This is a genomic window from Devosia sp. Z6_126, assembly GCF_058133495.1.
Map to the genome: position 1 here is coordinate 822,175 of NZ_JBYUNO010000002.1, position 20,930 is coordinate 843,104.

20 protein-coding genes are annotated in these 20,930 nt (G+C 62.8%); 9 read left to right on the forward strand and 11 right to left on the reverse strand.

Annotated elements, in window-relative coordinates; translation table 11 throughout:
• Window positions 1-15: 15 nt before the first annotated feature.
• The 4 genes from AC3YOG_RS11085 to AC3YOG_RS11100 are packed head-to-tail and all read right to left on the reverse strand — an operon-like array spanning window position 16 to window position 4,192.
• Window positions 16-1,020 carry an ABC transporter permease gene (locus AC3YOG_RS11085; protein WP_489935102.1) on the reverse strand — a complete coding sequence of 335 codons (1,005 nt, stop codon included), beginning with the start codon at window positions 1,018-1,020 and terminating at the stop codon, window positions 16-18.
• Window positions 1,017-2,546, reverse strand: coding sequence for a sugar ABC transporter ATP-binding protein (locus tag AC3YOG_RS11090; RefSeq protein ID WP_489935103.1), 1,530 nt, complete (start codon window positions 2,544-2,546; stop codon window positions 1,017-1,019). The genes AC3YOG_RS11085 and AC3YOG_RS11090 overlap by 4 nt, the downstream gene beginning before the upstream one ends.
• Window positions 2,543-3,430, reverse strand: a complete 888-nt coding sequence (locus AC3YOG_RS11095; protein ID WP_489935104.1) for an amidohydrolase family protein — start codon at window positions 3,428-3,430, stop codon at window positions 2,543-2,545. Before AC3YOG_RS11095 ends, AC3YOG_RS11090 begins: the two co-directional genes overlap by 4 nt.
• A 12-nt stretch (window positions 3,431-3,442) precedes the next feature.
• Window positions 3,443-4,192 (reverse strand): SDR family oxidoreductase, encoded by a 750-nt coding sequence (locus tag AC3YOG_RS11100; RefSeq protein WP_489890357.1) that lies wholly within the window; start codon window positions 4,190-4,192, stop codon window positions 3,443-3,445.
• A gap of 110 nt (window positions 4,193-4,302) precedes the next feature.
• On the opposite strand from AC3YOG_RS11100, the gene AC3YOG_RS11105 reads away from it, so the two are divergent.
• Window positions 4,303-5,079, forward strand: a complete 777-nt coding sequence (locus tag AC3YOG_RS11105) for an IclR family transcriptional regulator (protein ID WP_172122816.1) — start codon at window positions 4,303-4,305, stop codon at window positions 5,077-5,079.
• A 5-nt stretch (window positions 5,080-5,084) separates the two neighbouring features.
• On the opposite strand, the gene AC3YOG_RS11110 is transcribed toward AC3YOG_RS11105, so the two are convergent.
• The gene (locus AC3YOG_RS11110; RefSeq protein ID WP_489935105.1) at window positions 5,085-5,540 is read right to left on the reverse strand and encodes an RbsD/FucU family protein; all 456 of its coding nucleotides are present in this window, start codon (window positions 5,538-5,540) and stop codon (window positions 5,085-5,087) included.
• 232 nt (window positions 5,541-5,772) lie between these two features.
• On the opposite strand from AC3YOG_RS11110, the gene AC3YOG_RS11115 reads away from it, so the two are divergent.
• The 3 genes from AC3YOG_RS11115 (at window position 5,773) to cydB (ending at window position 8,907) form a co-directional block, all read left to right on the forward strand.
• Window positions 5,773-6,210 (forward strand): DUF1236 domain-containing protein, encoded by a 438-nt coding sequence (locus AC3YOG_RS11115; RefSeq protein ID WP_489935106.1) that lies wholly within the window; start codon window positions 5,773-5,775, stop codon window positions 6,208-6,210.
• A gap of 272 nt (window positions 6,211-6,482) precedes the next feature.
• Complete coding sequence (locus AC3YOG_RS11120) at window positions 6,483-7,907, forward strand: cytochrome ubiquinol oxidase subunit I (protein WP_489935107.1); 1,425 nt, start codon at window positions 6,483-6,485, stop codon at window positions 7,905-7,907.
• A complete protein-coding gene (gene cydB, locus AC3YOG_RS11125; protein WP_172124891.1) occupies window positions 7,903-8,907 on the forward strand; it encodes a cytochrome d ubiquinol oxidase subunit II in 1,005 nt (334 codons plus the stop codon). Before AC3YOG_RS11120 ends, cydB begins: the two co-directional genes overlap by 5 nt.
• A 109-nt stretch (window positions 8,908-9,016) precedes the next feature.
• Here cydB and AC3YOG_RS11130 read toward each other — a convergent pair whose 3' ends face one another.
• From AC3YOG_RS11130 to AC3YOG_RS11155, 6 genes are all read right to left on the reverse strand, one after another.
• On the reverse strand, window positions 9,017-12,016 hold the full coding sequence (locus AC3YOG_RS11130) for a DEAD/DEAH box helicase (RefSeq protein WP_489935108.1): 3,000 nt from the start codon (window positions 12,014-12,016) through the stop codon (window positions 9,017-9,019).
• Window positions 12,017-12,413: 397 nt separating this feature from the next.
• On the reverse strand, window positions 12,414-13,451 hold the full coding sequence (locus tag AC3YOG_RS11135; RefSeq protein ID WP_172122812.1) for a sulfate/molybdate ABC transporter ATP-binding protein: 1,038 nt from the start codon (window positions 13,449-13,451) through the stop codon (window positions 12,414-12,416).
• 17 nt (window positions 13,452-13,468) lie between these two features.
• Window positions 13,469-14,323 (reverse strand): sulfate ABC transporter permease subunit CysW, encoded by an 855-nt coding sequence (cysW, locus tag AC3YOG_RS11140; RefSeq protein ID WP_172122811.1) that lies wholly within the window; start codon window positions 14,321-14,323, stop codon window positions 13,469-13,471.
• Window positions 14,307-15,170 carry a sulfate ABC transporter permease subunit CysT gene (cysT, locus tag AC3YOG_RS11145; protein WP_172124889.1) on the reverse strand — a complete coding sequence of 288 codons (864 nt, stop codon included), beginning with the start codon at window positions 15,168-15,170 and terminating at the stop codon, window positions 14,307-14,309. Before cysT ends, cysW begins: the two co-directional genes overlap by 17 nt.
• 241 nt (window positions 15,171-15,411) lie before the next feature.
• Complete coding sequence (locus tag AC3YOG_RS11150) at window positions 15,412-15,879, reverse strand: group III truncated hemoglobin (RefSeq protein ID WP_348983130.1); 468 nt, start codon at window positions 15,877-15,879, stop codon at window positions 15,412-15,414.
• Entirely contained in the window at window positions 15,872-16,480 is a 609-nt protein-coding gene (locus tag AC3YOG_RS11155; protein WP_489935109.1) for a helix-turn-helix transcriptional regulator, read from the reverse strand. Before AC3YOG_RS11155 ends, AC3YOG_RS11150 begins: the two co-directional genes overlap by 8 nt.
• Before the next feature lie 242 nt (window positions 16,481-16,722).
• On the opposite strand from AC3YOG_RS11155, the gene AC3YOG_RS11160 reads away from it, so the two are divergent.
• The 5 genes from AC3YOG_RS11160 to AC3YOG_RS11180 all read left to right on the forward strand — a co-directional run bounded on the left by AC3YOG_RS11160 (window position 16,723) and on the right by AC3YOG_RS11180 (window position 20,864).
• On the forward strand, window positions 16,723-17,262 hold the full coding sequence (locus AC3YOG_RS11160; protein ID WP_489935110.1) for a flavin reductase family protein: 540 nt from the start codon (window positions 16,723-16,725) through the stop codon (window positions 17,260-17,262).
• Between the two features lie 74 nt (window positions 17,263-17,336).
• On the forward strand, window positions 17,337-17,612 hold the full coding sequence (locus AC3YOG_RS11165; protein ID WP_127752425.1) for a DUF6894 family protein: 276 nt from the start codon (window positions 17,337-17,339) through the stop codon (window positions 17,610-17,612).
• Between the two features lie 87 nt (window positions 17,613-17,699).
• Window positions 17,700-18,659, forward strand: coding sequence for a class 1 fructose-bisphosphatase (locus tag AC3YOG_RS11170; protein ID WP_127752424.1), 960 nt, complete (start codon window positions 17,700-17,702; stop codon window positions 18,657-18,659).
• A gap of 159 nt (window positions 18,660-18,818) precedes the next feature.
• Window positions 18,819-20,009 (forward strand): AGE family epimerase/isomerase, encoded by a 1,191-nt coding sequence (locus tag AC3YOG_RS11175; RefSeq protein ID WP_489935111.1) that lies wholly within the window; start codon window positions 18,819-18,821, stop codon window positions 20,007-20,009.
• A 66-nt stretch (window positions 20,010-20,075) separates the two neighbouring features.
• Complete coding sequence (locus AC3YOG_RS11180; RefSeq protein WP_127752422.1) at window positions 20,076-20,864, forward strand: SDR family oxidoreductase; 789 nt, start codon at window positions 20,076-20,078, stop codon at window positions 20,862-20,864.
• The last annotated feature ends 66 nt before the right edge of the window (window positions 20,865-20,930 follow it).

Sequence of the window (20,930 nt, forward strand, 5' to 3'; positions counted from 1 at the left end):
TCGCTTGCTCGGCGCCTATAATTTGCGGCGCCGCAGGATATCGGCGTAAACGGCGAGAATGATGATGAGCCCGGTGACGACGGTCTGCCATTCCTGCGCGACCGAAAGGATACGGAGGCCGTTGGCGAGCACCGAGATGATCAGCGCGCCGATCAGGGTGCCCAGCACGGTGCCCCGCCCGCCGCTGAGCGAAGTGCCGCCAATCACGACGGCCGCAATGGCATCGAGCTCATAGCCCTGCCCAAGGGCGGGCTGGGCGGAGTTGAGGCGAGAGGCGATCAGGAGGCCGGCAATACCAACAACGCTGCCCGCCAGCGCATAAACCCCAATTTTCCAGCGATCGACATTGACGCCCGACAGGCGCACCGCCTCCTCGTTGGAGCCCAGCGCAAAGGTATAGCGCCCGAGCGCGGTCTTGCTGAGGACAAAGCTGATGACGATGGCGACAAGGAACAGGATCAGCACGCCATTGGGCACCGGCAGCGCCGGGATCACCGAGCCGATCAGCGAGCCCTGAGCGATCTGGGTGAAGCCGGGCGTGTTGTTGAAATAGATCGGCTTGGTGCCCGAGATCACCAGCGACAAACCCTTGAGGATCAGCATCATGCCCAGGGTCGCAATAAAGGGCGGCACTTTGAGCTTGGCGATGATCGTACCCGAGATCAGCCCGCTCGCGGTGCCCGCCAGAATGGCGCCGACCACCCCAATGGGCAGCGGCAGGCCAAGATTGGTGAGGAGCACACCGGCGATCACCGCGCAGAAAGTCATCAGCGTACCCACCGACAGATCGATGCCGCCGGTGATGATGACGATGGTGGCGGCAATGGCGAGCACGCCATTGACCGAAGTCGCCTGCAGGATCGCCAGCACATTGGCGGTTTGGAGGAAATTGGGTGAGGCAAGGCTGAACACGACGAGAAGCGCGATCAGACCGGAGAAAGCCAGCAGCTTGTGGTAGGCGCCCGATGAGCGGATGCCCGCAAGCAGGGCTGGCCGGTCGGCAGTGCCGCTTGTGCTCATGATGCAGCCTTTCGCTCGAGTTCATCTGCGCCTACGGCACTGGGCCGGAGCGTTGCCAAACGCATGATATCCTGCTGCGGGGCACCCGGGGGTAGAAAACCGGTCAGGCGCCCCTCGCACATCACCGCAATGCGGTGGCTGAGGCGCAGCACTTCGGGCAGTTCCGAGGAGATGACGATGATCGCACGCCCTTGCGCCGCGAGGGCATTGAGCAGCTTGTAGATCTCGGACTTGGCCCCGATGTCGATGCCGCGCGTTGGCTCGTCAAAGATCAGGATGGGGCAATCGCGCAGCAGCCATTTGGCAATGACCACCTTTTGCTGGTTGCCACCCGACAAGAGCCGCGCTTCCTGCGTGTCGCAGGGCGTCTTGATCGCGAGCTGCTTGATGAAACCCTGCGCCGTCTGGCGCATCGCGCCGTCCCGAAGCACGCCCGCAGCGCCCGTGAAGCGCTTCAAGGTCGCCAGCGCGATGTTGTTGCGCACGTCCATTCCCGTAGCGAGGCCGAAATGCTTGCGGTCTTCCGACAGGTAACCAATGCCGGCGCGCACCGCATCCTGGGGGGAGCGGATACGGACCGGCTTGCCTTCGACAAGGATCTCGCCCGCCTCGATCGGGTCGGCGCCGAAGATGGCGCGGGCCACCTCGGTGCGCCCGGCCCCCATCAGCCCGGCAAAGCCGAGGATCTCGCCCTTGCGCACGGAAAAGTTCACATCCCGGATTTCGCGGCCACGGGTAAGATTGCGCACTTCGAGCGCCACCGGCGCTGCCTGCGTATCGGGCACCACCGCGGTTTCGTTGCTGAGAGTACGGCCCACCATCATCTGGATGATGGTTTCGATCGGCGTTTCGGCGGCTGGAACCGTGCCGACATATTCGCCATCGCGCATCACGGTGACGCGGTCGGCAATGCGCTTGAGCTCGTCCATCTTGTGGGAGATGTAAACGATCCCCACCCCTTCAGCCTTCAGCCGCCCGATGATGGTGAAAAGCTCGTTGATCTCGGCGTCGTTCAGGGCGGCGGTCGGCTCGTCCATGATGAGAACGCGCGAGCGATAGGACAGCGCCTTGGCGATTTCCACCATCTGCTGCTTGGCGATGGTGAGGCTTTCCACCGGCACGCGCGGATCGAGCGCCAGGTTCATGGAGCGGAAAATGGCCTCGGCCTGCCGGTTGAGGGCGCTTTCATCGAGCAGCAGCCCCCGGCGCGGTTCGCGGCCAATAAAGATGTTCTGCGCCGCTGTGAGATCCCGCATCAGCGCCAGTTCCTGATGGATGATGCTGATGCCCAGCGCCTGCGCTTCCCGCGGACTGCCAATGCTGGCGGCCTGGCCATCGACGAGGATTATCCCTGCATCGGCGCTGTAAACGCCGGACAGGATTTTCATCAGCGTCGACTTGCCGGCGCCGTTTTCTCCCATCAGCGCATGCACTTCTCCCGATAGGAGTTCGAACTGGGCCCCCCTGAGCGCCCGTACGCCCGGGAACGACTTGTCGATCCCGGTCATGGCCACAAGGACGCTCACGCCTTAGCTCCCTCTGGCAAGCTATAGAACCGGGCGGCGTTGCCGCCGAGAACGGCCGCTTGTTCCGTTTGGGAAAGGTCGGCAAGCAGATGGTCGGTCACCTCGGTCCAGAACGCGAAAGGCGCCGCCAGCGTCAGCACTGGCCAATCCGAGCCCCAGAGCAGCCGGTCAGGGCCGAACCAGTCCAGCAGGCGGTCCAGCACGGGTTCGAGCGTTTGCACCGCCATCTCGACGGTGCTGCGTTGCTCGGGCGCCGTTTCGGTGAGGAGCCCCGAGAGCTTGCAGCAGATACGCGGGTCCTGCGCGAGTTCAGCCATGCCGTTACGCCACAGCGCGTGGCGAGGATCGTCTGCAGGGGCCGCGAGCGGCGGCTTGGCGGCATGGTCGATCACCACCGGCAGATCGGGGTAGCGGGCAGTGAATTGCCGCAGCGATGCGAGATTGCGCGGCAGGACCAGGGCATCGAAGGTCAGGCCATGCTCGAGCAGAGCCTCGATGGCGTCTGGACGCGGACGCGTCGCGATCCAGTCGGCCTCCTCGAGATCCTGCAGCATGGGGCGGACCCCCTTGAACAGGGGGAAAGTGGCCAGTTGCGCGATCGTTTCGGCAGCATCTTGCGCCGCCAGGTCTACCCAACCAACGACTCCGCCGGCGCCTGGATCGGCAGCGGCGACGTCCAGCAGGAAGCGGGTTTCAGCGACCGTAGGAGCCGCCTGAACCAGGATGCGCCTCTCGATGCCCGCCTTTTGCGCGAGCGGGTCGAGGTCCTGCGGGCCCCAATCACGATAAATGGGAGCTAGGGCGGCGCTGTCTGGCTGCAGCCAGCCATAATCGCCCCGCCCCAATTGCCAGAAGTGACAGTGGGAATCGATGCGCCCGGACATGATCTGAGCGGCCTAGATCGTTACGCCGCCGTCGACGACGACCGCCTGACCGGTGACGAAGCGCGATTCATCGGACAACAGGAACACCACCATGGGGGTAATGTCATCAACAGTGGCCAAGCGCCCCATGGGCTGGCGGGCGATGAAGTCCTTTTCGGCCTGCACCGGGTCGGCAGCGCTGGCGATGCGGCTGCGCAGCGAGGGCGTATCCACGGTCGCGGGGCACAGCGCATTGCAGCGCAGGTTCTGCTTAACGAAATCGGCGGCAATGCCCTTGGTCAGGCCGATCACTGCAGCCTTGGTGGTGCCGTAAAGGAAGCGGTTCGGGAAACCCTTCACCGAGGAGGCCATCGAGGCCATGTTGAGGATGGCGCCACCGCCGGTCTGCTTGCCGCGCTCCAGCATGCCCGGCAGGAATGCCTGGATGGTGTGGAACATGCTCTGCACATTGAGCGAGAAGCTGAATTCCCAGTCCTCGTCGGTGCAATCGAGCACGGTGCCGTTGTGAACATAGCCGGCGCAGTTGAAGAGGCCATCGAGCGGCGGCAGCTGAGCGGCCAGCGCCTTAATGGCCGCACCATCACGCATGTCGAGCACATGGGTGGTGATGGCCGCATTCTCGACTTCGAGGCTCGCGAGCCCTTCGGCATTGATGTCAACGGCGATCACTTCAGCGCCCTGCGCCGCGCAGGCCAGCGCACTGGCGCGCCCCATGCCCTGAGCCGCCGCCGAAATGAAGATCCGCTTGCCTTGCAGCCGCATATTGATTGCCCCCTCCAGTTCAATCTCGGACGCCGACGCGTCTCATATACAAATCATGTGTTCACAAATGAACCAAACCTGCAATAGAAAACAAGGGAGGGGAGCACGCCATGACCAAATCTGCTGCTGCGCTTGCGGATGAGCGCGAGGACCGTTATCGCGCCCCGGCGCTGGACAAGGGCCTCGATATTCTGGAGCTGCTCTCGGAGCAGGCGGGCGGCTTGACCCGCGGCGAGATCGTCAAGGCGATGGGCCGCAGCCCGGGCGAAATCTATCGCATGCTCGAGCGGCTCGTCGTGCGCGACTATGTCAGCCGCTCGGCTGAGGGCGATCGCTACGCGCTGACGATGAAGCTCTTTGTGCTTGCCCATCGCCATCCCCCCGTGCGGCGGCTGGTGGCTCGGGCCATGCCACTGATGGACGGCTTTGCCCGGGAGATCGGGCAATCCTGCCACCTCGTGGCGCCGGACGCCGATAGCGGGATTGTCGTGGCGCAGGCCAGTTGTCCGGGCAATTGGGAATTTGGCATCCGGGTAGGCACCCATCTCGACCTGCTGTCCACCGGGTCAGGACTGCTGCTGCTGGCGTTTCAGGACCCGCATACGCGCGAGGAACTGCTGGTGCGCTGGGGAGGCACTGACAAGCCGGCGCGGCTACTCGACAGCGAAAAGGTACTCGCGGCGTACAAGGCGCAGGGCTTCCGCGTCGGACAAAGCCAGCAGCTGGTGGGGGTGGAAGACATCAGCGTGCCTGTGCTGTCGCCGGACGGCTTTGCCATTGCCGCCCTCACCTGCCCGTTCCTGCAGCGGCTGGACGGCACAGCACCCAATGCCAGTGCCGCGCTCGCCAGCCTTAAGGCTTTGGGTGAGAAACTATCCCTCAGCTAAGACTTTCAGCTGTTGGGCAAGACTTCGTCAGGGCCAAGCACACCTTTGCGGATGGCAAAATCGGCATAGGGCCGGCGCTCCTGCGTCCAGATCACAGCGTAAGCCTGCTTGGCCCGCTCGTAAAACGCATAGCGTTCGATACCGATCATGCGGAACTCGGTGCCTTCCAGCAACTGCATGACCTCCGCCTGCACCGGCACGATCTCGTCGGGCGCGCCGACCACTTCCATCCGGGCGACAGCATCGGTGACATAAGTGTCGATCGGCATCACCGAAAGCACCGCCTGCACCGCCCGCACAATGCCGCAGTCCATGCGGATCGCCCGCCCGAAGACCGTATTGCGCGCCACCGAATCGGCCGGGAAGTTGGAATCGGCGATGATCAGGTCGTCGCCATGCCCCATCGCTCGTAGTGCCAGTAGCGCCTCGGGGCTCAGCAGTGGATCAATCCCTTTTAGCATTCTTGATGTCCTTGGTGGTTGCAGCGTCGCAGCATGCAGTCTGGCCCGGATCTTGGCGGACAACAATGCCACCCTTCGGAAGAAGGAAGGCATAACCATCCCACCAGGCATCGCGCGACAAAGGAACCGAGTTCAGGCTGGGCCGTTCTGTCTGCCGCGGGGCAAGAGCGCAGTTTTTACGGCGCGAACCAAGGTGCACGAATGGGGCACCGGAACAATTTGGAGTATAACAATGAAGAAGATTCTCTTGGCTTCGGTGGCTGTTATCGCAATGGGCGTGAGCCCGGCATTTGCCCAGATCCTCAAGAACAACACGGATGCTGGCGCAGCTGTTGGAGCGACCTCAGGCGGTGTTGCTGGCGCCGTTGCCGGTGGGCTGATCTTCGGGCCGATCGGAGCGATCATCGGCGGCTTTACGGGCGCCACAATCGGTGCGGAAGCCGGCGTCGAGGCCAGCGACATTGATTATGTCCGCCTCAACCCAACCGAGCCAGTGGTCATCGATGGCGACGTCGACGTTGGTTATGTGGTTCCAGAAACCGTCGTGATCGCTCCGGTCGAGGGCCGCGACAATCTCGGTTACTTCTACACCGAAGATCGCGTCTACTTCGTGGATCTGGGCAGCCGCTCCGTGATCTACTCGCCTGGTACGGTGGTTGCGGGCCAGTAAGCCCGTTTCAAGATCGGGAGCGGACCAGTCCGCTCCCCTTCCCGAAAGCCGCCCCCTCCTCCCGGGCGGCTTTCCTGTCTTTGGACCATATTGGAGGTCCACACGCGAACATGCGGGCCGTTTTGCCGCGGCCCCGGCGGATTGTGCTGCTGCGCACTTGGTGCCTACATACCGATCAGGCACCGCGCTCCGGCACCAGCTTCTTTCCCGAAAACGGGGGCGTTGGAGCTGGGCTGAAATAGAGTAGTTCGGCGTCTTGGCGGAGCGTTGTCATGACCTATGGCCTTACAGCAGAGCTCCTGGCGCGCATCCAATTCGCGTTCACGGTATCATTCCACTTCATCTTTCCCGCATTTTCCATCGGGCTGGCCAGCTTTCTTGCCGTCCTCAATGGTCTCTGGCTGTGGAAACGGGACCACGCCTATCTACGCCTGTTTGAATATTGGAAGACCATCTTTGCCGTAACCTTCGGCATGGGCGTGGTTTCAGGCATCGTGATGAGCTACCAGTTCGGCACAAACTGGTCCGTGTTCTCCGACCGCGCAGGCGCGGTTATTGGCCCCTTGATGGGCTATGAAGTGCTGACGGCGTTCTTCCTTGAAGCCGGTTTCCTCGGCATTGCTCTGTTTGGCCGTCAACGCGTGGGCGATACGCTCCACATGGTTGCAGTGTGTGCCGTGGCGTTGGGCACCCTGATCTCCGCTACCTGGATCACCTCAGCCAACAGCTGGATGCATACTCCGGCAGGCTACTCCGTCGCTGAGAACGGCATCTTCCTCCCCGAGGATTGGTGGGCGATCATCTTCAACCCCTCGTTCCCGTATCGTCTCACTCATACCGTGCTCGCCGCCTATCTCACCACCGCATTCACCGTCGGTGCCGTGGGGGCCTGGCATATGTTGCGGGACAGATCGAACCGTCAGGCACAGATCATGTTCTCCATGGCCATGTGGATGGCGGCCGTGGTCACCCCATTGCAAATTTTTGCTGGCGACCTGCAGGGGCTCAATACGCTCGAGTATCAGCCAGCGAAGATCGCCGCCATGGAAGGGCATTATGAGACCCATACCGACGGCGCGCCGCTGATCCTGTTCGGGATTCCGGACGACAAGGCTGAAACGACCCATTTCGCAATCGAGATTCCCAAGCTCGGCTCGCTGATCCTGACCCACAAGCTCGACGGGGAGGTCAAAGGCCTCAAGGAATGGGCACCTGAAGACCGTCCGCCAGCCTTGATCCCGTTCTTCACCTTCCGGATCATGGTCGGCATCGGCTTTCTGATGCTCGGCATCGGGCTGTGGTCACTATGGGCGCGCTGGCACAAGACCCTTTTCACCAATTCATGGCTGCATCGCGCAGCGCTGGTAATGGGACCGTCCGGCTATGTTGCCGTGCTCGCGGGCTGGTACACCACAGAAGTTGGCCGCCAGCCCTACACTGTTTACGGCGTTATGCGCACCGCCGACAGCTTGTCACCCGTAGCGGCACCGGCAGTAGGCGCCTCTTTGACCGCGTTCATCATCGTTTACTTCGTCGTTTTCGGCGCGGGCGTCTTCTATCTGTTCCGGTTGATGCGCCGGCCGCCGATCCTAGAGGAAGATCACGAGCTCGACAAAGGCCCGCATCGCGCCTCCGGAATCATGCCCGGCCCCGCGCAGGAAGACCCGATCCGATCAGGAGGCGCCGGTGCCAATTGACCTTGATCTGCCAACAATCTGGGCCGGGATCATCGCCTTTGCGGTGCTGGCCTATGTGGTGCTGGACGGCTTTGATCTCGGGATCGGGATCCTGTTTCCCTTCTTCCCCAAGCGGCACGACCGCGATGTGATGACCAATTCCGTCGCCCCGGTATGGGACGGCAATGAAACTTGGCTGGTGCTGGGCGGCGGCGGGCTGATGGCGGTGTTCCCGGTGGCTTATGCCACCGTGCTGCCGGCCCTCTACATGCCGATCATTCTGATGCTGCTCGGCCTGATCTTTCGCGGCGTTGCCTTCGAGTTTCGCTGGCGCACCCATCGCGGCTCTGCCTGGTGGGACAAGGGGTTCTGGATCGGCTCCACCTTGGCCGGGTTTACCCAGGGCATTGCGCTGGGTGCACTGGTGCAAGGTATCCGGGTCGAGGGGCGCTCCTATGCTGGAGGCTGGTGGGACTGGCTGTCGCCCTTTTCCGTGCTGTGCGGCGTCGCTGTTGTGGTTGGCTATGCCTTGCTGGGCGCAACCTGGCTCAACCTTAAGACCTCGGGGGAACTGCAGGCCCATGCGCGCAAAGTGGCGATGTGGTCGGGCGCGGGCCTGCTCGTGCTGATCGGCGTGGTCTCGCTGTGGAGCCCCTTCATCAACCAGGTTTACTTCGAGCGGTGGTTTGGCTGGCCCACGATGTTGTTTTCGGGCGTGGTTCCCCTGCTGCTGGCCGCCTGCGCCTTTGCCCTTTGGCAGGGGCTCGTAACCGACAAGCACTTGCAGCCCTTTCTCGCCGCGTTGGGGCTGTTTGTGTTGAGCTTTGCCGGGGTCGGCATCAGCTTTTACCCCTATATCGTGCCGGGCAGCTTTACTATCGAGGAAGCCGCGGCGCCCGATAGCTCCTTGCTTTTCCTGCTGGTTGGCGCTGTTGTTCTGGTGCCAATTATCCTGGCCTACACCGCCTATGCCTATTGGGTGTTTCGCGGCAAGATCGACCCGGAGGAGGGCTACCATTGACCGGCCCCCGTTCAAGGGCCAGCCAATGGTTGTGGTTCGTTGGCCTGTGGATCGCGGGGGTTGCGGCTGTGACCGCTCTTGGCCTCGTGATCCGATTGTTCCTGGCCACCTAGGCGGCCAGGCTTTCCAGCAGTTCACCAATGATGCGCACCCGCTCGGCGGGTGTTTGCGTTTCCTGGCGCGAGATGAGCCGTCCATCGCTCAACTCCAGTACGCCTCCGCTTTTTTTGGCGAGCCTCTGGGCGCTGCGTTCCGGGGCGGTCAAGGCGATCGCCAGGGGGCCGGCTTCGATCTTGCTGATGCCCAAGGCAGGCGCCGCAATGGCGATGCGACCCGCACCCAGGAGGGTGCGGGTCGCCTCAGGCAGTTCGCCGAAACGATCCGCCAGTTCATCGGCAAAGGCATCCACGGCTTCGGTGGTGCGCAGCCGCTGCAGCCGGGCGTATAGATTGATGCGAACCACGGCTTCCGGAACGTAGTCGGGCGGGATTGAGCCGCTGCCACCCAGATTGAGATGAATGGGGCCGCTGTGTTTGCCGCCCTCCCCCTTGGCGGCGGTGACGGCGCGCTCCAGCAGATCTTGGTAAAGCCCCGCCCCGAGCAACTTCATATGTCCGGCCTGCTCGTCGCCAAGCAGATCGCCGCCGCCGCGCAGGTCAAGATCACGGGCACTGATTTCAAATCCCGAGCCCAGGCGGTCAAAGGCCTCAAGCGTCGAGAGACGGGCCCGTGTAGCTTCGGGGATCTCATCGTTGGGATCGGTGAGGAGATAGGCGATCCCCTGGGCCCGGGCCCGACCCACGCGACCGCGCAACTGGTGCAGCTGCGATAGGCCGAAGCGGTCGGCGTGCCAGACCAGCATGGTGTTGGCGCGCGGCACATCGAGACCACTTTCAATAATGGTGGTGGCCAGCAAGATATCCCCCACCCCATTGGCGAAATCCACCAATACCCGGTCAATCTCGGCCGGGGGCAGATCGCCATGGGCGATCGCCACCGTGAATTCCGGGACGATGCGGGCCAGTTCCTCGGCGAATGGAGGAATATCTTCGATGCGCGGCACGACAATGAAGCTTTGCCCGCCGCGTCGCCGCTCGCGCAACAAAGCGGTGCGCAACGAGCCCGCATCAAAGGGCGCGAGGAAAGTGCGGATGGGCCGGCGGCGAGCGGGAGGGGTCGCTATAATGCTCACATCCTGCAAACCCACCAGGGCCGCCTGGAGGGTGCGCGGGATCGGCGTCGCGCTCATCATCAGCACGTGCAGATCGAGTGCGAGCGCGCGCAACTGGGCCTTAAGCTTGGCACCAAACCGCTGCTCCTCATCGATGATCACAAGGGCGAGGTCCTTGAACGCCACGTCCTTGCCCACCACGGCTTCGGTTGCCACCAGGACCTGAACCTCTCCGCTCGCAAGCTCTTCCCTAACCGCCTTGCTCTGCGCCGGCGTCAGCAAACGCGAGAGTTGGGCAACCTTGATGTCGGTGCCCGCGAAGCGCCGCTCGAAGCTTTGCAGGTGCTGGCGGACTAGCACCGTTGTGGGAGCGACCAGAACCACTTGCCGGCCAGCCAAGGCCGCTGCCGCGGCTGCTCGCAATGCGACTTCAGTTTTGCCAAACCCTACATCGCCACAGACCAGACGGTTCATCGGCCGGCCGGAAGCCAGGTCCTCTAGCACTGCGTGGATCGCGGCCGACTGATCAGGTGTTTCTGGGTAGGGGAACCGGGCTGCAAGCCGCGCAAAAGCTGCCGCGGGGGGTTCGATCGGCTCGGCCGTGGCCTGTGCCCGGGCCTTGGCCGCTGCCGCCAATCCCTCCGCGGCGGCATCAATCTGAGCGCTAACTTCCGCCCGCCGATTCTTCCAGGCATCGGTGTGCAGCCGGTCCAGTGTGACAGCCTCGGCGTCGGCGCCATAGCGCCACAACCGACCGAAGTCCTCCACCGGCACCAGCACGGACGCACCGCCATGGTATTCCAGGCGCACGGTGTCTTGCCCGCCCCCTTCTACCTCGACACGATCAAGGTCACGCAAAATGCCGACGCCATAGTCCTCGTGCACTACCACGTCGCCGACCCGCAGCTCGGTTTGGCCCAGCAGCACGGCAGCATCGGTTTGTTCCGCGTCGGCAAGGCGGGTGCCCAAGGCGTCAGGGGCGGCGATGAGAACAAGGTTGTTGGCCCGGTCCACAAAGCCAGCGTCGAGGTCGAAGGGCAGTGCCAAAGGCTGGTCCGTTGGCTCCGCGTCTACATCGTGCCAGGTGGCCAGCAGCTTTGGCGAGGGCCCGCGGGAGCGGCGCAGCATTGTTCGCAGCCGCTCCAGTTCGCCGTCGGTGCCTGTCAGCACTACCCGTTGCCCACCCTCCAGCTGCTCGCGCGTGAAGCATGCAAAGGCGCGGGATGGATTCCGCTCCAAGGTAAAACGCGGTGCTGGCTCGAGCCCTTCCAGGTCGAGCTCCTGTAATTGGCGGCTGGCGAGGGCTGTGGTCCACTCCTTCGCGGAGAGGTAAAGCGCCTCCGGAGGCAGCGGCCTTGATTCAGCGCCGAAGTCAGTTGCGGCTTGGTGGGCTTCCCTGATCTGCTCGATCAAGGTGGGCGCGCGCTCCGCCGCAATCTCGCTGACCCAAAGGGTGGCGTCCGGAAGGTAATCGAAGACCGTCTGCAGCCGCTCGTATTGCTGCGGCAGCCGATGCTCGGCGCCGGCGAGCCGCTCGACATCATCGCCGATCAATTCAGAGGCGGCCCCCAAAAGCAGCTTGTCCTGTTCCTCTTCGGTCCGCTGGCTGCGCGGATCATAGGCAAAAATACTCTCGATCCGATCGGCTTCGTCGAGCATCAGGCGGAATGGGGCCTCCCCGTCGGCTGGAAAAATCTCGATAGCGCCGCCCCTGAGCGCAATCTCGCCGGGCTCATCGACCCGGTCGTCAACTTCGTAACCAGCGCGCCCGGCAAACGCTTCGAACGCTTGCCGGTCCAGCGTTTCACCGCGGCGCAGTTCAAGCACACAGCCGCTGACGGCTTCAGATGGCGGAACCCGCTGCAACGCGGCATCCACCGACGTTACCAGGACGCGGGCCCCGGCCCGTTCACCCAGGCACTGCCGAAGGGCGGACATCCGTTGGCCCATGCTCTCATGGCTGGGGGAAGACCGGTCATAGGGGAGGCAATCCCAGGGAGACAGCAACAGCACCTGGGCCTCGGGGGCAAAACTGCGCAGTGCTCGAGCGGTTTCCTCAGCTCGACGCTCACTCGAGACAATCAGCAGGACCGAGCTGTTCGCACCAAGCGTGGCCGCCAGGCGGAACGCGGTTGCGGCGGCGGGCGGCTGCCGGGAAGGCCCCGATCGAGCTTGCTCAATAGATGCTGGATTGCCCCGAGGGGCGAGCCGGCGCGAGGGAATAGCCTCGGCAGCAGGGGTGGTCATGGGAAGGTCACTCGAAACAACTGGACTCCGGCAACGCGGGTGAGGTGACCGTGTTCCCCCCATGCCAACTCTTGTTTCGATCGCAGCGTCAGGTGGCGGGGAACAGCTGCCAGCGGCGCGGCCGGAAGGTGAGCTGGCTGCGTTCACCAGCCGGATGATCAAAGGGAAGGTCCAGTTCCACCTTCTGGTTGGCCGGACCGAGATCAACTTCAACCCGTCGTGTTCCCCCGACGCGGCGGCTGGTGTGCACCGTGCCAGCGAGCGTCGCATCGCCTTCCACCAGATCCACGTCGTGCGGCCGGAAGAACATGCGCGCCGGACCGGGCTGCACCCCAGGAGCAGGCACGCCGATCGCGCGACCGGCAACCAGCAGTTCCCCTTTGTCCACCGTCACCGGCAGTTCGCTGGACTCCCCGATAAAGCCGAACACAAAGGGCGAGGCGGGGTGATCATAGACCTCATCGGGGGTGCCCACCTGTTCGATGGCCCCCTGGCTCATGACGCAAAGGCGGTCAGACAGCTCCAGCGCTTCCTCCTGGTCGTGCGTCACAAAGACAGTGGTATGACCGGTGCGGTCATGCATTTCCCGCAGCCACCGACGCAGCTCGCGCCGGACCTGTGCGTCGAGCGCGCCAAAAGGTTCATCGAGCAGCAATACGCCGGGCTCAATGGCCAGGGCGCGGGCGAGAGCCACGCGCTGGCGCTGCCCGCCCGAAAGCTGATTGGGGTAGCGCTTTTCGAGGCCGGAAAGCTGGACGAGATCGAGCAGCTCCATGGCGCGACGTCGAATTTCCCCTGCTGGCGGTCGCGTGGCTCGTGGGCGCACCTTGAGGCCAAAGGAGATGTTTTCGAGAATGGTCATGTGCCGGAACAGCGCATAGTGCTGGAACACAAAGCCGATATTGCGCTCCTGCACCGTCTTTTCCGAGGCGTCCATGTCGCCAAAGAAGATCTTGCCCTGGCTCGGCATTTCCAGCCCAGCGATCAAGCGCAACAGCGTGGTCTTGCCGGAGCCGGAGGGCCCCAGCAAGGCGATCAACTCGCCTGAACGGATATCGAGCGACACGTCCTTGAGCGCGGCAAAGCCATCGAACTCCTTGCGAACATTGCTAACGCGAACTTCCATTAAATCTCGATCTCCGATCAGTGGCCGCTGGCGGCGATTTCATCGCCAAAGCGCCATTCCAGGGCGGTCTTGAGCACGAGCGTCACGAGGGCCAGCATGGCCAGGAGGGACGCCAGCGCAAAAGCAGCCGTGGCATTGTACTCGTTGTAGAACATTTCGACTTGCAGCGGGATGGTCGTGGTTTGGCCGCGGATCCGACCAGACACCACCGCAACGGCACCGAACTCGCCCATGGCGCGGGCGTTGCAGAGCAGCACGCCGTAGAGCAGTCCCCATTTGATGTTGGGCAAGGTGACGCGCCAGAAGGTCTGCCACCCATCGGCACCGAGCGACAGCGCCGCTTCCTCATCCCCCGTGCCTTGATCCTGCATTAAGGGGATCAATTCCCGGGCGACAAAGGGGAAGGTGACGAAGATGGTGGCGAGGACAATGCCCGGCACGGCAAACAGCACTTCGATGCCGTGGGACTTTAGCCACGGGCCCAGCAGGCTGCCGCCACCGAACAGCAGCACATAAACGAGGCCCGAGATCACGGGCGACACGGAGAATGGCAGGTCGATCAGCGTGATGAGGAAGGCCTTACCCTTGAACTCAAACTTGGCGATAGCCCAGGAGGCGCAGATGCCAAAGACGACATTGAGCGGCACTGCAATCGCCGCAACCAGCAGGGTCAAGCGGATCGCAGCCTGCGCGTCCGGGCTGCTTAGCCCCGCGAGGTAGGGGCCAAACCCGGCCCGGAACGCTTCCGAAAACACTGCCACCAGCGGCAACAGCAAAAACAGCGCCATGAACAGGACGCTGATGACGATCAGCGCGAGCCGGACCCCGATGCTTTCTGAAATGGGGGAGTGTCGGCTAATTGCCATAGCCATACCTCGCTCGGCTCCAGGCCTGGATCAGGTTGATGGCAAAGAGGAGGGCAAAGGAGATCAGCAGCATCACGGTCGCGATCACGGCGGCGCCGGTATAGTTGAACTCTTCCAGCCGAATGACGATCAGCAGCGGCGCAATTTCGGAGACAAAGGGAATGTTGCCGGCAATGAAGATCACGGAGCCATATTCCCCTACCGCCCGGGCGAATGCCAACGCAAATCCGGTGAGGATGGCTGGCGTCAAGCTCGGCAGCACGACGCGCGTGATGGTCTGAAAGCGATTAGCCCCCAGGGTGGCACTCACCTCTTCTACTTCGCGGCTGACCTCCTCAAGGATGGGCTGGATGGTGCGCACCACGAAAGGCAAGCCGATGAAGATCATCGCAATGATGATGCCCGTCGGCGTATAGGCGACCCGAATGCCCAGCGGCGTGAGCAAGGCGCCAACAAAGCCGTTCGGCGCGTAGATCGCCGTCAGGGCCACCCCAGCCACCGCCGTTGGGAGGGCAAAGGGCAGGTCAACCATTGCGTCGAGGAGCCGCCGACCCGGGAAGCGATAGCGTACCAGGACCCAGGCAATCAGCGTGCCGAAGATCACATTCACTACCGCGGCAAACAGCGCGGTCAAAAAGCTGACCCGCAGTGCTCCCACCACCCGCGGATCAACCGCTGCGGCCCAGAACACGCCGAGCCCCTGCCCGGTGGAGCGCAAAACGAGAAAGACCAGCGGCACGAGGATTATCAAGGAGAAATAGGTCAGCGTGAAACCGAGGGTCAGGCCAAACCCGGGGATTACGCTGGACTGACGGAAGCGCCAGCGGGCGCGCACCGGTGTCGTTGCCGTCAGCGTACTCAACAAGGAGCCCCGCCACTGGTAGCGGGATCACGCTGGCTAACACCGCTGGCGTTTATCGGAAAATCGATACTCATCTCGCGCCCCCGTGCCGTTGCGCGGAAAACCTAGCGGGTCGGTCGGGATTAACAAGCCTTTACCTGCCGCATTGCAGGAGCGTCTGGAAAAATAATACTCGCGGGGGCCGCCCCGGCAGCACGCGGCGACCTTGACCTCCTCGGGCAGCACGGCCGCACTAAATTTCTTCGCGCTGCAGCGGACCCATAGTGGTGATGTCCTCACCCCGCCGCATGGCGATGTTCATGCGGAAGCTGTTCCCGACCCGCTCGGAGCGTTCGATGAAGACTGCAGCGATCTCAGCGGGGCAGATCCGCACAACCGTTTGCCGAAACAACCGCAGCCAGCGCTGGAAGTGCACGTCGGAAAGCTCGGGAATGGCGATGTGCTTGGGCAGCGGCCGTCCGCCATAGCGCCCCGTGCCCAACAGCATGGACGACCAGAAATCCGCGATGAGTTCGAGGTGCCGCGGCCAGTGGTCCTCGGGGATGAGGCGGTTGAAGACCGGCCCGATCAACGGGTCGGACCGGGCATCGGCATAGAATGCGTTCACCACGCGTCGGATCAGTGCCTCGTCCAGACCCACCGGCATGTCCCAGCCGATGCGGGACAGCCTAGCGCTTGCGGGAAACTCTGTATCAGACATCGCGTAACGCCGGGCGAATGGAATAGGAGCAGCGCCGGCCGCCCGAGACGATGTGCTCGGTTCGCTCCACTTGAGCACCCTCCCCTAGCACATGGCGGAACACATCGAGCTCGGCCCGGCAAAAACCCTGGCAGGCCGTGGCGGCGGCGCAAATCGGGCAATGGTTTTCCAACAGCAACAGGCTGCCGTCCTCCTCCTGGCGCCACTCCGCCATGTAACCTTCATCCGAACGGAGCCGGGCCAAGGTGGCAACTTTCTCGCTGAGGTTTGCCTTGTCAAGCATAGCCTCGTGGTAGGCTGCGGTTGTCGCCATCTCCCGGCCCGAGATCACGGTGTCGAGTGCCGTCTCACCCAACTGGCTGCGGATCAATTCAAGCAATTGCACTGTCAGCGCCGCATGCGTGTCGGGAAACCGCGCCATGGCTTGGGGAGTGAGGCTCCAGTTTTGACCAGGCCGACCCACACCCTTCGGCTCGCTGGTAGCGCTGACCAAACCCTGGTTTGCCAGCTTGAGCAATTGTTGGCGAGCCGCTTCTGCACTGGTGCCGAGCAGCGCACCCAAGGCTGCGGTGCTCAGCGAGCCATGCATCTTTATAGCCATGAGCAGCCGATCCCCTGGGCTGCGAGGGGACCACTGGTGGTCTTGCATGTCGTGGCTTGACATCGGGGGCGAGCGGGTTTTCAAAGGATCTACTTGGAAAATACCCGGAACCAGCGCTTAGATCAAGCTCGCTCCGGAATCGGCAGCCCGCCAAAGCGGCTCACGCCGATCCAACAGATGGAACCGGCGCGTGTGCGCGAGGATTGCAGTAGGACGGACGACGGCAAATGGTGGACGGCTGGATGGCTGACTTTGACTATCCCGACGCCTTGCGTCTCCGCGCCCCCCGTCGCCCCACAGTAGGCGATGCCGAATTTCGCGCCGCCATGGCCGCGATGGCATCCACGGTCCATGTGGTGACGGCACGGCGCGGCGAGGAACGCGTCGGACGCACGGCAACCTCCATGCTGTCACTGTCGGCGGCGCCGCCTTCGATCCTGGTGTCCATCGACATGGTGAGCCGGCTGGCCGATGTGATCGCCAAGACCGGTGGGTTCTCCCTTGCCATGCTGGCCGATGATCAAAGCGAGATCGGCAATGCTTTTGCGGGCCGGATGGACCCGCTGGATCGCTTCGCCTCTGGACAATGGGGAAGCTGGCCTTCGGGCAACCCTATGCTGCTGGGCGCCGTCACTGCCATCGACTGCGAAGTGATCGGCGCCATTGAGACGGGTACCCATGTACTGTTTGCGGGTGCGATCATTGAGGCGGAAACGACCACCACGCGCCCGCCTTTGCTTTGGCAGCGGCATCACTACCATTCGTTAACAAGACACCAATAAGCGTTGCATGCAGGGTATGGCTCGGCAACTGCCAAGCGCCGCCTGCATTTCCCTTTCACCCAGGGAGGTCCCCCTTGCCCCGCTTCTTTTTTCACTACCGCACCGATGACCGGTTGATCCGTGACCTTGATGGCAGCGAACACCCCGATCTTGATGCTGCCGAATTGCGGGCCGGCGAAATCGGCCGCGCCATTGTCGAGCGGCTGGCCGCCGAGGATGAAGACGCCGAGTTGCGCGGCTCGATCGAGATCACCGATGCCGCCGGCGCGGAGTTGCTTTATGTCGTGTTCTGGGCGGGACCGCCCCTTGCCCCCGGCGGCACGCCGTTCTATCCCACCACACTGCATTAACATCTCCGCCTTAGGCGAAAGTCTGCCTTGCCAGCCTCACGGAGGTTGCGACACTTGCAGCAAGCCCTACCAACCGCGAGTGCGCCAATGACCCAGACGCTTAAGCAGTGGCTTGCCACTGCCACCTCCAGCCCGGAACTCGCATGGGTTGTCGATACCGTGGCTGGAGCTTGTGCCGAGATCGCCGCAGTGCTGCGCCTGGCGCCGCTCGCGGGACAAACGGGCCTTGCGGGGGCCACCAATGTCCAGGGCGAGGCGCAAAAGCAGTTGGACGTAATCTCCAACGACATATTTGTCAGGCACTTGCGGGCAAATGCGGCTGTTTCGATTCTAGTGTCCGAAGAGTTGGATGAAGCGCTTCACCTGAACGATGAGGGCGGGTTTATGGTCGCCTGCGATCCACTGGATGGCTCGTCCAATCTGGATGTGAACGTCACCGTGGGCACCATTTTCTCCATCCTGGCCGTTGACCCCAAGGCTCCTGACCTGCTGCAACCCGGCACGCGTCAGCTTGCAGCGGGCTATGCCGCTTATGGTCCGGCGACCAGCCTCGTCTTGAGCTTTGGAGATAAGGTGGCGACCTTCGCCATTGACGCAAGCGGGCAGTTTGCCCTGGTTGAGGACGGGGTGTCCGTACCCTCAGCGTCAGCAGAATACGCCATCAATACGGCCCGTGCCCGCTTCTGGGACCAGGCCACCAGCGCTTATGTTGCCGAGAACGTCGCGGGCGAAACGGGTGTCGCGGGCAAGCGCTACAACATGCGCTGGATCGGCTCCATGGTCGCCGACATCCACCGCATCCTGATGCGCGGCGGCATTTTCCTCTACCCGCTCGATAGTGAAACTGCGAGCAAGGGCGGTCGCCTGCGCCTGCTCTATGAAGCCAACCCCATGGCGTTTCTTGTCGAGGCTGCGGGGGGACGCGCCACCACCGGACCCCAGCGGATCCTTGAGGTCCAGCCCACCTCCATCCATCAGCGCGTACCAGTGATCCTGGGGTCGGCCGAGGAAGTGGCGCGCGTTGAGGCGCATTACCAAAGGCTATAGAACTGGGTTTACGAGCGCGGGTGCGGCTCCTTATACATTCCCCAGAGGAGCCGGCCTCTGTGCGTCGGCTGGGGGAGCCAAATGAGCGAGACGCATCCGATTTTGCCACCGAGCAACAGAAGCCTTTGGAGCAACCGCCCATTCCATCGGCAGTGGTTGATGCGGCAGGCCAATGACCTTTTCGACTTTTTTGAAGGTGCCTCGATCAACGCCGCGGGCGGGTTCTTTGAACTAGATGACAATGGTCACCCGCTCAATGCCGACAACCCGGTGCGGGCAATCCACACCACCGCCCGCATGGTGCACTGCTTTGCGCTTGGGAGCTTGCTGGGCCGGCCGGGGTCGGACGAGATCGTTGACCACGGAATGCGCTATCTTTGGGAGCGGCACCGCGACAGCACGCATGGCGGCTATAGCTGGTCGCTCGACAATGACGGGCTCAAGGACAGCAGCAAGCAGGCCTATGGCCACGCCTTTGTGCTGCTGGCCGCATCGAGCGCCAAGCTCGCCGGCCACCCCCTTGCCGACCTCATGCTGGCTGACGTCACCGAAATCATCAACCGCCAATTCTGGGACGCTGAGGTCGGGGCGGTGCGAGATGAGTTCGGCGCCGACTGGTCCGCGATCAGCACCTATCGCGGCCAGAACTCCAACATGCACATGACCGAAGCGCTGATGGCCGCCTTTGAGGCCACTGGCGACCGCGCTTACCTGAACAAAGCCGAACGGATTGCCGAACTCATCATCGGCAAGCATGCCAGCGCACTCGATTACCGGGTGGCAGAGCACTTCACGCAGGACTGGGTGTTAGACAGGGATTACCTCGGCTCGGAGATGTTCCGGCCCTCCGGCACCACGCCCGGACATTGGATGGAGTGGTCGCGGCTGCTGCTCCAGCTTTGGGTGCTAAGCGACAAGCGCAACTCCTGGATGACCGAAGCGGCGCGCAGTCTCTTCCGCCAGGCCATCGAGCTGGGCTGGGACAAGCAGCATGGCGGTTTCTATTACACGCTGGACTGGAACAACCAGCCAGCGATGCGCGAGAAGCTCTGGTGGCCGGTAAGCGAGGCGATCGGTGCGGCGGCGTTCCTCTCTCATTACGATCGGGACCTCTATTTCCAGCACTGGTATCGCCGGTTCTGGGACTTTGCGGCCAATCACATGATCGACCATGAGCGTGGCGGCTGGCATTCGGAACTGACGGAGGACTTGCAGCCCACAACGCGCCTGTTCGTGGGTAAGCCTGATATCTACCATGCCCTGCAAGCCTGCCTTATTCCGCTTTATCCAGCGATCGGTTCGCTCTCGCATGCGATCATCCAGACCGACGATACCGCCGCCTTGACCTAGGTAATCGGGACCTGCCCTGCCACGTTTTGCCCGCTTCAAGCGTTAAGGGCAAAACGGAGAAAGCACATGACGCAGGATCTTTCGGGCAAGGTGGCGCTGGTGACTGGTGCCGGTTCAGGTATTGGCAAGGCCGCAGCGCTGACGCTCGCCCAAGCGGGCGCCAGCGTGGTGGTGATGAGCCGCACGGCCAAGGAGGTTGAAAAAACCGCCGAGGAGATCAAGCAGGCCGGCGGCACAGCCACGGCGATGACCGCCGACACCTCTGACGATGTGGCGATGGCAGAGCTGTTCAGCCAGTTGGTGCAGGAACATGGGCGCCTTGACATCGTCGTAGCCAATGCAGGCGTGAACGGGGTTTGGGCCCCCATTGCCGAGCTGAAGCCCGAGGAATGGGACAAGACCATCGCCATCAATCTGCGCGGCACTTACCTGACCATCCATTATGCGGTGCCGCACCTGATCAAGGCGGGCGGCGGATCGATCGTCGTGATCTCCTCGATCAATGGCACGCGCACCTTCACCAATCCTGGCGCCACCGCTTATTCCGTGACTAAGGCAGGGCAAGTCGCCATGGTGCAGCAACTGGCTGTAGAACTCGGGCAGCATCGCATCCGCATCAACGCGATCTGCCCGGGTGCCATAGAATCCGAAATTTCGGACAACACCGAAAAACGCAACAGCGAAGCGGCCGAAGTACCGGCTGAGTTTCCTGAGGGCGACATCCCCCTGACCGGCGGTGAACCCGGCGAAGCAGAGGACGTGGCTAACGCCATTCTGTTCTTTGCATCCGAGCAGTCGCGCCATATCACCGGCACGCCGCTCTGGATTGACGGGGCGCAAAGTCTGATCCGATAATTCGAGCTAAATCGTAGTAATTAAAGGGCGTGATCTTTGATCTTGCCCCTATTACATTGCCACTGG